General features: G+C 45.3%; 12 protein-coding genes. 7 read left to right on the forward strand and 5 right to left on the reverse strand.

Translation table 11 applies throughout. The annotated features are described in order from the left end of the window. Positions 1 to 46: 46 nt before the first annotated feature. Complete coding sequence (locus AC1DFM_RS09045; protein WP_477076387.1) at positions 47 to 529, forward strand: nuclear transport factor 2 family protein; 483 nt, start codon at positions 47 to 49, stop codon at positions 527 to 529. 220 nt (positions 530 to 749) lie between these two features. Beyond that, the gene (locus AC1DFM_RS09050) at positions 750 to 1,289 is read left to right on the forward strand and encodes an inorganic diphosphatase (RefSeq protein ID WP_477076388.1); all 540 of its coding nucleotides are present in this window, start codon (positions 750 to 752) and stop codon (positions 1,287 to 1,289) included. 94 nt (positions 1,290 to 1,383) lie between these two features. Here the strand turns inward: AC1DFM_RS09050 and AC1DFM_RS09055 are convergent, their stop codons facing one another. Continuing rightward, positions 1,384 to 2,157, reverse strand: coding sequence for a C40 family peptidase (locus AC1DFM_RS09055; RefSeq protein WP_477076389.1), 774 nt, complete (start codon positions 2,155 to 2,157; stop codon positions 1,384 to 1,386). A 92-nt stretch (positions 2,158 to 2,249) separates the two neighbouring features. On the opposite strand from AC1DFM_RS09055, the gene AC1DFM_RS09060 reads away from it, so the two are divergent. The 4 genes from AC1DFM_RS09060 (at position 2,250) to AC1DFM_RS09075 (ending at position 4,914) form a co-directional block, all read left to right on the forward strand. Continuing rightward, positions 2,250 to 2,825, forward strand: a complete 576-nt coding sequence (locus AC1DFM_RS09060; protein WP_477076390.1) for an RNA polymerase sigma factor — start codon at positions 2,250 to 2,252, stop codon at positions 2,823 to 2,825. Next, entirely contained in the window at positions 2,815 to 3,885 is a 1,071-nt protein-coding gene (locus AC1DFM_RS09065) for a zf-HC2 domain-containing protein (RefSeq protein WP_477076391.1), read from the forward strand. Before AC1DFM_RS09060 ends, AC1DFM_RS09065 begins: the two co-directional genes overlap by 11 nt. A gap of 73 nt (positions 3,886 to 3,958) precedes the next feature. Beyond that, positions 3,959 to 4,540 carry an RNA polymerase sigma factor gene (locus tag AC1DFM_RS09070; protein ID WP_477076392.1) on the forward strand — a complete coding sequence of 194 codons (582 nt, stop codon included), beginning with the start codon at positions 3,959 to 3,961 and terminating at the stop codon, positions 4,538 to 4,540. Positions 4,541 to 4,557: 17 nt separating this feature from the next. Further along, positions 4,558 to 4,914, forward strand: coding sequence for an anti-sigma factor family protein (locus tag AC1DFM_RS09075; protein ID WP_477076393.1), 357 nt, complete (start codon positions 4,558 to 4,560; stop codon positions 4,912 to 4,914). A 79-nt stretch (positions 4,915 to 4,993) separates the two neighbouring features. Here AC1DFM_RS09075 and AC1DFM_RS09080 read toward each other — a convergent pair whose 3' ends face one another. Next, positions 4,994 to 5,473 (reverse strand): nucleoside deaminase, encoded by a 480-nt coding sequence (locus AC1DFM_RS09080; RefSeq protein WP_477076394.1) that lies wholly within the window; start codon positions 5,471 to 5,473, stop codon positions 4,994 to 4,996. Positions 5,474 to 5,600: 127 nt separating this feature from the next. Beyond that, on the reverse strand, positions 5,601 to 8,201 hold the full coding sequence (clpB, locus tag AC1DFM_RS09085; protein WP_477076395.1) for an ATP-dependent chaperone ClpB: 2,601 nt from the start codon (positions 8,199 to 8,201) through the stop codon (positions 5,601 to 5,603). 207 nt (positions 8,202 to 8,408) lie between these two features. Here clpB and AC1DFM_RS09090 point away from each other — a divergent pair, with 207 nt between their 5' ends. Further along, positions 8,409 to 10,745, forward strand: a complete 2,337-nt coding sequence (locus AC1DFM_RS09090) for a right-handed parallel beta-helix repeat-containing protein (protein WP_477076396.1) — start codon at positions 8,409 to 8,411, stop codon at positions 10,743 to 10,745. Positions 10,746 to 10,880: 135 nt separating this feature from the next. Here the strand turns inward: AC1DFM_RS09090 and AC1DFM_RS09095 are convergent, their stop codons facing one another. Together AC1DFM_RS09095 and AC1DFM_RS09100 are read right to left on the reverse strand one after the other, a co-directional pair. Continuing rightward, entirely contained in the window at positions 10,881 to 11,723 is an 843-nt protein-coding gene (locus AC1DFM_RS09095; protein WP_477076397.1) for a glycine betaine ABC transporter substrate-binding protein, read from the reverse strand. A 1-nt stretch (position 11,724) separates the two neighbouring features. After that, positions 11,725 to 12,561: an ABC transporter permease gene (locus tag AC1DFM_RS09100; protein WP_477076398.1), complete on the reverse strand. Its 837-nt coding sequence runs from the start codon at positions 12,559 to 12,561 to the stop codon at positions 11,725 to 11,727. Between the last annotated feature and the right edge of the window lie 24 nt (positions 12,562 to 12,585).

Here is a 12,585-nt window from a genome sequence, read left to right on the forward strand (position 1 = left end):
AGTTTACCCCTATTTTTGTTGTGATATATCATAATTTATCGACCGCATGACCAATTTTTTTMGAATCATGACACTGGCATTGATTACAACGTTGCTGATGAGCAGTTGTAAAAAGAGAGCTTCCCCAGAAGAGGTAGCGCTGGCGTTTATGCATGCGATTCAGGATTCGAACTACGACCAGGCAAGAGACTATGCCACCAAGGAGTCTCAACAGGTAATACAGATCTACGCCATTTTCGATGGACGCCGCAGTGGTCCTGAAAGAGAAAAGATCAAGAATGCAAGGATAGAGGTTGTCAATATTGAAGAAAACGGCGACAAAGCAGCTGTTACCATACTCAACTCCTCTGCCCACCAGAAAGAAGTGCTACAAATGGTAAAAGAAAACGGACAATGGAAAATATCCCTGACGTTCGACAGCATCATACCTAACTACGCACCACAAACAGGTAATGCATTAGATTCTACCGGGGTTTTATCCGCGGATTCTGCCGCTGCCACCGGTATTATTATGCCTGAAACTAAATAAATTCATTCTTTTTGCACAAAAGGAAGGGATAATTTTTAGCTATTAACGGGGAGTTCCCTTAATTTTGCCACGCATTAATGAATTGAATGTGTGGYGATTTTCCTGTTTTTACTTACCGGAAACCTAACCATATCTTCATGAAAAGTGAGGTGAATACCTTATTCACTTTTCTGCATTAATCCAATATTGAACAATAAACCTTAAAGTAAAGAACATTATTATGATGACAAATCCCTGGCACAGTGTGAGCCCTGGCTCTGAAGTGCCAAATGTTGTAAATGCAATTATTGAAATTCCAAAGGGATGCCGTGCCAAATATGAACTGGATAAAGAAAGCGGTTTACTGAAAATGGATCGTGTTCTCTATTCTTCTGTATACTATCCTGCCAATTACGGTTTTATTCCACAGTCGTACTGCGATGACCATGATCCACTGGATATCCTGGTATTATCTCAGGTAGAGTGTGTACCTATGTGCATTGTAGAAGCGAAAGTAATCGGTGTAATGCAAATGATAGATGGTGGTGAAGCAGATGATAAAATCATCGCAGTAGCTGCTAATGATATGAGCGTAAATCACATCAACGATATTTCTGAACTGCCGCCTCATTTCATTGATGAAATGCGTCATTTCTTTGAAGAATATAAAAAACTGGAAAAGAAAACCGTTGTGGTAGAAGAATTCCAGGACAAAGCCAAAGCAGCAGAAATTATTACCCAAAGCTTCGAAGATTATCGCAAGATCTTTAAACAAAGCTAAAAGCCGAAGGCATAAAGCAAAAAGCTATTGTCGCGTATATCATTCGCAACAATAGCTTTTTGCTTTATGCTTTCTGCCTTCGGCTATCCGTTGCCTAGAGGTAACGTTTTATAATCCGCAACTGGTGCGTACGAAGGCCCGTATCCGCATTAATAATGCCCTGGTTATCGATTGGATCAATACGGACTTTACCAGAAGAATGGATAATTTCATGATCATTGAGCAGGATACCTACATGTGTAATTCTGCCTTCTTCATTATCGAAGAAAGCCAGATCACCAAGGCGGGCTTCCTGTAAAAAATCTACCAGATGGCCCTGGGTGGCCTGCTGATAAGCATCCCGCCACAGCGGAATACCGGATAATTTAAATACGTTTTGTGTAAACCCGGAGCAATCTATCCCGAACACACTAACACCACCCCAGAGATAACCCGTATTTAAAAACTGCATGGCAGCCTGTTTTAAAGCCGCTACATCTGCTACAGCAATATTTGTATAGGGAAGTAGCGTATCTTCGAATTTTACGGTGATGTTTCCCCACTGCGTGGCCTTATTATCAGAACTCTTTACCAGGCAACCAAAAGGGACCTGCATCGGTTGCCCATTCATGGTAACGCGGTTCACCCAGCCAGGAAAATACCAGGTGGGCGGTGTCCGGAATAATACTTCATCTATTGGTTCCAGGTGAGCCGCAGTAGCCCAGCCAGTATATTCATCGTATTGGTTTTTCACCTGCACCCAGCCTCCGGGAACTGTTTCCATGATTTCTACGCAAGCGCCCCACAGCAATTGGGAAATCATTTCACTCTTATGTGACGCTGCGTCCCGTAATGGCGCAACTGGCACAATGACAATGGCGTATGGCATATTAATTGTATAAATCCGTTTTATTATTCAATAATTTCATGCGCTAAATGAACTTTTTCCGCTTTTGTACGTAAATATAAAGTAATAAGTTTATGCAACAACAGTTAACCAATTTATCKGACAAAGAGCTAATATCCCGCGCCAGGAAACAACATGATCGCGAGGCAGAAGGCGTATTGATGGACAGGTACAGTCATCTGTTGGTTGCTGTTACCATTCCCCATTTGAAGCAGAACCCCAACCTGGACCCCAATATTGTTTTTCCCACCCTGCTACAAAGACTTAGTGCCAGTCTTAAAACGCAGACTATCTACAAAGCCAATGAATGGATCTTGCATATGCAGAAAGGATACCTGGGTAAACCGGAAAAAAACACGCCTTTCTATCCATCACGCGATGGCAGAGATTTATTACATATTGAAAACACAGTAGACAAAGCCGCCACCAACATTATTGACCGGCAGGATCTGATTGTACGTCTGGAACAGGCACTGGAACGACTTCATGCAGACGACAAATCCATTATCACGCAATTTTATCTTGAAAATAAATCTTTTGCGGATCTTTCAGCCGCCACCGGCGTATCACGTGACAAGCTGAGATCCCAGCTGAAAGCAGCCAAAGGAAAACTTGCCAAGCTATTTATGAATCAGGGATATGTTAAGTAGTAAACCGAATAATGATAAAGTACTAAAGATTTTTTCCGCTATCCGTTGCCTCAGCAGAGATCAGTTGCCCCGCTATCTGGACGGCAGATTGACTGATGTGGAAAKACATCTTGTAGAACAACATCTCACAGACTGTGATCTGTGTTATGATGCGCTGCAGGCATTAGAGAAAGAGGAAAACCTGGACAATTACCAGGATCTTACCAACAAGCTGCAACGATACGTACATAACAGCATTCAGCCCGTTTCACATGTACATAAAGTAGCGCAATACACCCGCAAGGAAAAGAACAAAGAGCATATGCTCACTTACTTCTGGGTGGTAGCCTTTATTGGCCTGGGTATTGGCAGTATATATGTGTTACGTGGACATATGCGGAACCAGCCTCCGGTGAGAGTAATGGCAGCTACCCTGCCAGTTAAAGACTCCGTTAAAGATACGGTAGTAACCACCGCGCCAGTAATAACACCGGGACACAATACCCCGGCAACACCGCCAGCAGTAACGCATCCGGCGGAAACGGCGACCAAACCGGTGATCGCGGCTAATACGCCACGTCCCGATTCCATTGCCCTGAAGAAGGCCGCAGCATTGAAGGCATTGCAGAAAAAAGCAGCAGCAGATAGTGTGAGAAAGCAGCAGGCTTTACAAAAGCAGGCCGACTCCATCAAGAAAGCCGCTGCTGATAAAGCCAAAGACGACGATAAAAAGCCCGATCCAAAACCAGAGGCGAAACCCGCTCCCAAAGAGGATAAGCCCGCCCCTCCCCCAGATCCTCCTAAAAAAGAAACGCCGGTTACTGCCGTTAACAGCGATGAATATCTCTATAAAGCGGCGATGGTATACCAGCAGCAAGGCAACCTTGGTGAAGCCATTGACCGGTACAAAAGAATTGAATCGGTGAGCTCAGGCAAATACGTGGAAATGGCACGCTACCAGCTGGCCATCTGCTACCGCAGCAAGGGACAAATGGGCAAAGCCCGCCGCATGTTCAGGGAAGTAATACGCATGGAAGGGTCTATGAAAAATGCTGCCCAGCAAGCTTTAGACAGTATGTAATAAAAATATATCAAAAATATTATGGACTTTTGTGAATGCTGCATCCTATATGCAGCATTCCATTTATTAGCCTGTGAATAATCCAGACATACAACAACTAACAGACCAGGAGCTACTGCAACGGTTCAAAGCTGATAACAACAGTGATTGGATAGGTGTGCTGTTTGACCGCTATGCCGTACTACTACTGGGTATGTGCATGAAGTACCTGAAAAATGAAGAAGATGCACGCGATGCTGTGCAGCAAATCTTTCTCAAGATGTTATCCGACATCAATAAACACGAGATCCAATATTTCAGGGCCTGGATTTACCAGGTAACAAAAAACTACTGCCTCATGCAGTTGCGGCAAAAGCATATGAAATACAAGGAAGAAATTTCCGATAAACATATGGGAGGCATCGCAGCGGAGGAAGAAGATAAGCGGGTATACCAGGAAAAGGATATCTTGCTGGAAAATATGGGGCAGGCCATCAGCCTGTTAAGCCCTGAACAGAAAGTTTGTGTACAGCTGTTTTACCTGCAAAAGAAATCATACCAGGAAATTGCTGATCAAACCGGATATAACCTGCTACAGGTGAAAAGCTATATCCAGAATGGCAAAAGAAACCTGAAACTTTTACTGGAAAAACAACAACGCGCAAACAAAAGTTAATTTGCACCAATAGTGATATGAACGAGCATTTCAACGATATCTTTGTAACTACAGGCTGTCCTTCTCAACAGCAGCTGCTGGACTATGTGCAGGGTAAGCTGACTGCTGAAGAACAACATGAGGTAGAAATGCACCTGGCCGATTGCGAACTTTGCAGTGATGCACTGGAAGGGCTGGCTGCTATCAAAGATAAAGAGAAGATTCCCGGATGGATCAGAGAGATGAAATGGGAGCTGTTAAAGAAATTACATAAACGCTACCGCACCAGGAGGAAATCGGATAATTATATATACCTCACCGTTATTATTCTTAGTATCCTGTTTTTGCTGCTGGCATTATTCTGGGCCTATCATTTTTCAGCGATTAGGCACTAGCGATTAGCTTTTAGCAAAAATGCAGCGGAGATAATCTCCGCTGCATTTTTGCTAAAAGCTAATCGCCAAAAGCTAACTGCTAATATAGTGTTTTGTCTCCCTTCTCTTTCCAGTCCCGGAAAACACTTAACGCGGCTTCCGTGGGCATTGCAATCAGCGGAATTTTCTTATCCGCATGTGATTTATCAATTTCCCGGTAAATGAATGAATCATCAAAATCAATGGCAGCTGCATCTTCCTTGGTGTTAGCGTAATATACGCGCATGGGCCTGGCCCAGTAAATAGCACCCAAACACATGGGACAAGGCTCACAGGAAGTAAAAATTTCACAGTCGTGCAACTGGAAGGTACCCAGTTTTTTACACGCCTGCCTGATGGCCACTACTTCTGCATGCGCCGTAGGATCAGTATCTGTCAGCACCTGGTTCCATCCTTCGCCCACAATCTCCTCTCCTCTTACCACAATAGCGCCAAAGGGACCGCCATCGCCGTTTTCCATGCCTCTGCGTGACAACGCAATAGCGTGCTGCATAAATCGCTTTTCTCTTTCTCCCGGCATATGGTCATTTTTTTAGTTCATTCAAATTTAACGAAAGCTGCGCAGAATACCCGCGGTGATGGAACACAAAAAAGCCCCGCGAAGAATCGCGGGGCTTATCGTTAACTATGTATCGTCGTATTTAGAATTAATTGTTTCTGATTACTACTACGCCATCAAACACATCTATCAACACTGGTTTGGATTTATCAATATCACCACCAAGAATTTTCTTACTCAGCAGATTAATGATTTCCTTCTGGATCAGGCGTTTCAATGGTCTTGCACCAAATTGAGGGTCGTAACCCTGAACGGAAAGGTATTCAAGCGCATAATCTGAAAATTCCAATATCATGCCATTCTTTGCCACCATATCCTTCAACTGTTGTAACTGTATGTTAATTATTCCTTTAATTTCACTTCTCATCAGTGGCTGGAACATAATCACCTCGTCAATCCTGTTCAGGAATTCAGGGCGAATCGTTTGTTTCAGCACATTCATTACTTCCTCTTTCGTCTTATCAACGATATCTTCTCTATTGGAATCGTTAATATTTTCAAAATTCTCCTGGATAATATGACTACCCATGTTGCTGGTCATGATGATGATGGTGTTTTTAAAGTTCACCACACGACCTTTGTTATCTGTTAAACGACCATCGTCTAATACCTGTAACAAAATGTTAAAAGTATCCGGATGTGCTTTTTCGATTTCATCGAGCAGGATAACAGAGTATGGTTTACGGCGTACGGCTTCGGTGAGCTGTCCACCTTCATCATATCCCACATATCCCGGAGGCGCTCCTACCAGTCGGCTTACCGAATGTTTTTCCTGGTATTCGCTCATGTCTATACGTGTCATCATGTTTTCATCGTCGAACAGGTATTCGGCCAATGCTTTGGCCAGCTCTGTTTTACCGACCCCGGTAGTACCGAGGAAAATGAAAGACCCGATAGGTCTGCGGGGGTCCTGCAATCCGGCGCGGCTGCGGCGTATCGCGTCAGATACGGCGATGATAGCTTCGTCCTGACCAATTACGCGTTGATGCAGCTCTTCTTCCAGATGCAGCAACTTATCTTTTTCACTCTGCATCATCTTTGATACCGGGATGCCGGTAGCTTTGGCTACGTTTTCCGCGATATCTTCCGCATCTACTTCCTCTTTAAGAAGACGTTTATGATTGGCAGATATTTTATTGAGTTCTTCGGTGAGATCGGTCACCAGTTTTTCCTGTTCTTTCACTTTACCGTAGCGGATTTCAGCTACGCGGCCAAAGTCGCCGTTACGTTCAGCCTGTTCGGCTTCCAGCTTCAGGTTTTCGATGGCTGATTTTGCGTTCTGGATCTGATCCACTACTTCTTTTTCGGCCTGCCATTTCGCTTTGAAGGTGTTACGTTCTTCACTCAGGCGGGCAATTTCTTCACCCAGTTCGCGAAGTTTATCCTCATCATTTTCCCGTTTAATGGCTTCTCTTTCAATTTCCAGCTGACGGATTCTTCTTTCCAGTTCATCCAGTTCCTCCGGCATGGAATTCATTTCCAGCCTGAGTTTAGCAGCGCTTTCATCAATCAGGTCAATGGCCTTGTCTGGTAAGAAACGATCGGTGATATAGCGATGTGATAATTCTACCGCTGCAATGATGGCTTCATCTTTTATCAGTACATGGTGATGGCTTTCGTATTTTTCCTTCAGTCCACGTAAAATGGAGATGGCATCTTCTACGGAAGGCTCGTCGACCAATACTTTCTGGAAGCGGCGTTCCAGGGCTTTATCTTTCTCAAAATATTTCTGGTATTCATTCAGGGTCGTAGCACCGATGGCACGCAATTCTCCTCTGGCCAATGCCGGTTTCAGGATGTTAGCGGCATCCATGGCGCCTTCCATGGCGCCTGCGCCAATCAGGGTATGGATTTCATCAATAAAGAGGATGATTTCCCCGTTACTCTCTGCTACTTCTTTTACCACCCCTTTCAATCTTTCTTCAAACTCACCGCGATATTTGGCACCGGCCATCAATGCACCCATATCGAGCGCATAGATAATTTTAGATTTCAGATTTTCCGGTACGTCGCCGTTGATGATACGGTGGCCCAATCCTTCAACGATCGCTGTTTTACCAACACCGGGTTCGCCGACCAGGATAGGGTTGTTTTTAGACCTGCGGGAGAGAATATGCAGGGTTCTGCGGATTTCCTCATCACGACCAATCACCGGATCGAGTTTTCCTTCCCGGGCCATTTCGTTGAGGTTCTTTGCATACTTCTGCAGGGTATTATATTGGTTACCGCCGGTTTGTGAGTTGACGGTATCCCCTTTACGCAGTTCCCGGATAGCGGCTTTGAGTCCTTTTTCCGTAAGACCTGCATCCTTCAGCAATTTGGCAGTGTCATCGCTACCGCCGAGAATACCCAGCAGCAGATGTTCTACACTTACAAATTCATCTTTGAATTCTTTAATTGCTGCGCCCGCCCTTAATATTACATTATTGGCATCGCGGCTGAGGGATTGACCGCCTTCACCGGCAGCCATCCGGGGGTATTTGTTTATCTGCTCATTGAGCTTACTGTTGACGAAAGTAGTATTGACATCATTCTTCTTCAGTAAGTATTCAATGGGACTATCTTCATCATTTAATAAGGCTTTCAGGAGATGTCCTGTTTCAATAGACTGGTTTTGATTATTAAAAGCCAGCTGTTGTGCCTGTTGCAGTATTTCCTGCGATTTTATAGTAAAATTATTCAAGTTCATAAGTTGCGTTTTTTGACTCCTTTTTTTGATTTCTCAAACGTGTTTAGGTAACAACAAACCGTGAACCAATGTTCTATAATCGGTAATTATGACATATAAAGCAAAACATCACTGCACTTTTAGCAGAAAAATAGCCTAGTAACTGCTAATTTTTCATTACAATCAGGTCTTTATAGTATCTATATTAGCGGATTATCTAAACCGACCATGAAACGAAGTACCTGTATCGTATATGCGGTAGCGTTATCGCTTCTTCCCGGGAGCCTGCTGGCCCAGCGGAAAGCAATTTATGCCTCAGATGTATCCACCAACCAAAAGAGCTTATCCGAAAGTATCTCAAAGGCAAAGGCCATCCTTCAAAAAGAACCGAATGCCAACGTTACCATTTATCTGAAGCCAGGCACCTATTTCCTGGAGAACACACTGGTGCTATCTTCTGCAGACCAGCCAGCTGGCAAAGGCAGTATCACCGTGACCAGTGCGGGAAACGAAAAGCCACATGCGGCACCAGTTGGGGTTACCCTCAGCGGCGGGCAGCCTTTAAGCCTCCAGTGGACATTGTGGAAAGATGGTATTTATAAAGCGACGCTGGATGTACCTTTTGAATTCAGTCACCTTTATATTAACAACGAGCAACAGATCCGCGCCCGCTATCCTAATTTCGACAGCAGCGCCAAACGTTTCAACGGAACGGCAGACGACGTGCTCAGCCCGGAAAGGATTAAAACCTGGCAGCATCCGCAAGACGGCTATATACATGCCCTACACAAGCATGAATGGGGCGGTTACCACTATCGTATTACCGGTGTAAATGCCGATGGCTCCCTGCAAATGGAAGGTGGCTACCAGAACAACCGGCAAATGGGCATGAATGAAAAGGAACGTTTTGTAGAAAATATTTTCGAAGAACTGGATGCTCCGCGGGAATGGTATTATGATAAAGCGGGTAAAACACTTTATTATAAACCCGTTGCCGGCGTATCGCTGGAAAAAGCAAGTGTTATCATCTCCCACTTACCGGAAATTGTGGCATTAAAAGGTACTGCTGACAAGCCGGTAAAAAACATAACGTTCAGTAATATACGTTTTGCGCATAGCAATGCTACGTTTATGGATACCCGTGAGCCGCTGTTGCGGAGCGACTGGGCCATTTACCGTGGCGGCGCTGTATTGCTGGATGGCACGAAAGACTGCAGCATCCGCGATTGCGAATTTGATCATAATGGCGGCAACGCTGTTTTTGTAAGCAACTATAACCGCGGTGTCAACATCTCCGGCAACGAGATACATGATGCAGGTGGCAGTGGTATCTGCTTTGTAGGTAATCCGGATGCCGTACGAGCGCCGTTGTTCGAGTACAATGAGTCGCCCGTATTTAAAGGCATGGACACTGCTGCAGGACCTAAAAGCCTTAACTACCCGGCATCCTGCGTGGCTTATAACAATCTTATTTACCGTATTGGCCAGATTGAAAAGCAAACCGCCGGCGTACAAATATCTATGGCAATGGATATCACCGTATCGCATAATACCATTTATGACGTACCACGTGCAGGCATTAACGTGAGTGAAGGCACCTGGGGCGGGCATATCATTGAGTTTAACGATGTATTTAATACCGTACTGGAAACGGGCGACCACGGCGCCTTTAACTCCTGGGGCCGTGACCGTTGGTGGTATCCGAACCGGGAACGACTGGATAGCATGGCGGCGGCGCATCCCTGGATGATTAAGCAGGATGCCATGAAAACCACCATCCTGCGGAATAATCGTTTCCGTTGCGACCATGGCTGGGATATTGACCTGGACGATGGCTCCTCCAATTATCATATTTACAATAACGTATGCTTGAATGGTGGGCTTAAATTACGGGAAGGCTTTTATCGCACCGTAGAAAACAATATTATGCTGAATAACTCCTTCCATCCGCATGTATGGTTTGAAAACAGTCATGATATTTTCAGGCATAATATTGTGAGCCGTACTTACAAACCTATTGCAGTTGAGTTTTGGGGAGATGAGATAGACCACAACTTTTTCCCGGAGCAAAATGCCATCAAGCCCCCTACAGATGGAAAATCATTGGCAGGTGATCCCATGTACATTTCCCCCGCTACCGGTGATTACCGCGTGCAACGCACGTCACAGGCACTAAAAACAGGCTTCCGCAACTTCCCGATGGATCAATTTGGGGTGGTTACGCCAGCGCTGAAAGCAAGGGCAAAAAAAGCACCATTGCCGGTATTCGAAAAAGAAGTATTGAATGAAGAACCCAGCTTTTCCGGTTGGCAAGGTGCCCTCATGAAAAATATTGAAACACTGGGCGAACGGTCTGCTACCGGGTTACCGGATAACAAAGGCGCCTACGTAGTAGCAGTGCCGGAAACCGGCCATAAATACCCTATACATGCAGGTGATGTTATCCTGCAACTGGGTGATAAAAAAATCTTTACTAAAGAAGACCTGACAAAAGCGGATGAGTTTTATGGCGATAAGAAAGTGCCAGTCGTTATTTTCAGGAATCAACAAAGAATGACGCTGTAAAAGCTAAAGGCAGAAAGCAGAAAGCAAAAAGCAGAAAGCAAAAAGCTATTGTAGCGAATGATCATTACGTTTAGATCATTCGCTACAATAGCTTTTTGCTTTCTGCTTTTTGCTTTCTGCTTTCTGCCTTTAGCTTTACCAACTGGTAACCAGCTCCTGGTGCTGCTGCATCCAGTTTTTCACTGCGGCATCTTCATCATTATCCGTATCAGCTAATGCGCCCATCAGGGAGCCCAGTTGTTCACTGGTGAGCTGGAATTTACGGAAGAAGGGAACGGCTACGGTGTCGGTTACACTAAATTCGCTGTTGGCGATGATTTGAATATTTTCTGTCGCACCGAATACCTGTTGCGGGTCATCGAGGAACCGGAGCTGATAACGGGAAAACATCCAATGGGGCGCCCAACCGGTGATGACGATGGGTTGCTTTTCATCGATGTTTTTTTTCAGGATGGCCATCATAGCCGCTTCGCTGGAGGATTGCAGTTCGTAGTCCAGTGCATAGGCTTTCACGGCTTCTTCTGCCTTGCCCATGATACCGGCGCCTGCATCGATCCCTACGATGTGGCCTTTGAATTTATCTTTGGCAGCATTGAGTGCTGCGATGCTATGAATATTTACATAGTCTGGCACGACCAGTCCTATTCTGGCGCCTTCAAAGCTGCTATTTAACACTGTCAGCTGCTGGCCAAACTTTTCCATATATTGCTGATGTGTTACCGGMATCCAGGCGTCGAGGAATATATCCGCGTCTCCGCCGGCAACGGCCGCAAATATGGGCGCCACGTCAGCATTTTTGAGGATTACTTCGTATCCCTTTTGCTCGAGTATGTTTTTAGCCAGGTAGGTCATGGCAACACCTTCTGCCCAGTTGACATAGCCGATGGTAATTTTCTTTTTGCCATTGGCGCCGCCCGTGTTACAGGCAGCCATGCCCAGTATGACTGCTACCAGGACGAATAAAAATATTTGCTTCATATCAGGTTGTTTTTGAAGTTCGTTGTTTTCTTCTTCCAAATGACTGCGTGATGCGATCCAGGATGATAGCGAGGATCACGACGGCAATACCGCCTTCGAAGCCCACGCCTATTTTCAATTGGGTAATACCTTTGAGGACTACTTCTCCCAGTCCGCCGGCGGCAATCATAGCAGAAATTACTACCATAGACAGCGCCATCATAATGGTTTGGTTAACGCCTGCCAATAGTGTAGGCATCGCCAGTGGCAGTTCTACCTTAAAGAGCAGCTGCCGGGAAGTAGCACCGAAAGAGCGGGTGGCTTCCACGATATCTTCCGGCACCTGTTTAATACCAAGGGTGGTGAGGCGTACTGCTGGTGGCATCGCGAAGATGATGGTAGCGAATACACCGGGTACTTTTCCCAATCCAAAGAATAAAACGGCGGGGATGAGATATACAAAGGCGGGCATCGTTTGCATAAAGTCCATCAGCGGACGCATTACTTTGCCGGCTGTTTTACTTTTAGCGGCCCAGATACCCAGCGGAATACCTATTAATAAGGCAATAACGGCCGATACAAGGACTAATGCCAGTGTTTCCATGGTTTGCCCCCAGTATCCCATTCCGTAGATAAAACCGAGGCCCAGGAGCGTCATTACGCCCACGCCCCAGCCGGCCCGTTTCCAGGCCAGGAATGCCAGTAAAGCAATTACGACATAAAAGGGGGTGAAGGTCAGCAGCCATTGTACACTGCCAACCATTGCTTCCACCCCTATTTTGAGGGCCTTAAAGAAGGGACCAAAGTTATGGGTTAACCAGTTGATGAAATGTTCTATATATTTTCCTATTCTAATCATATCTTAATTCGTTTATTCGTTGGG

It is taken from the genome of Chitinophaga sp. 05T412, assembly GCF_056396465.1.

Coding starts and splice junctions, on each gene's coding strand:
- AC1DFM_RS09080 (WP_477076394.1), bottom strand. CDS start 5,473: ATGCCGGGAGAAAGAGAAAAGCGATTTATGCAGCACGCTATTGCGTTG.
- AC1DFM_RS09100 (WP_477076398.1), bottom strand. CDS start 12,561: ATGATTAGAATAGGAAAATATATAGAACATTTCATCAACTGGTTAACC.
- AC1DFM_RS09055 (WP_477076389.1), bottom strand. CDS start 2,157: ATGCCATACGCCATTGTCATTGTGCCAGTTGCGCCATTACGGGACGCA.
- AC1DFM_RS09050 (WP_477076388.1), top strand. CDS start 750: ATGATGACAAATCCCTGGCACAGTGTGAGCCCTGGCTCTGAAGTGCCA.
- clpB (WP_477076395.1), bottom strand. CDS start 8,201: ATGAACTTGAATAATTTTACTATAAAATCGCAGGAAATACTGCAACAG.
- AC1DFM_RS09075 (WP_477076393.1), top strand. CDS start 4,558: ATGAACGAGCATTTCAACGATATCTTTGTAACTACAGGCTGTCCTTCT.
- AC1DFM_RS09090 (WP_477076396.1), top strand. CDS start 8,409: ATGAAACGAAGTACCTGTATCGTATATGCGGTAGCGTTATCGCTTCTT.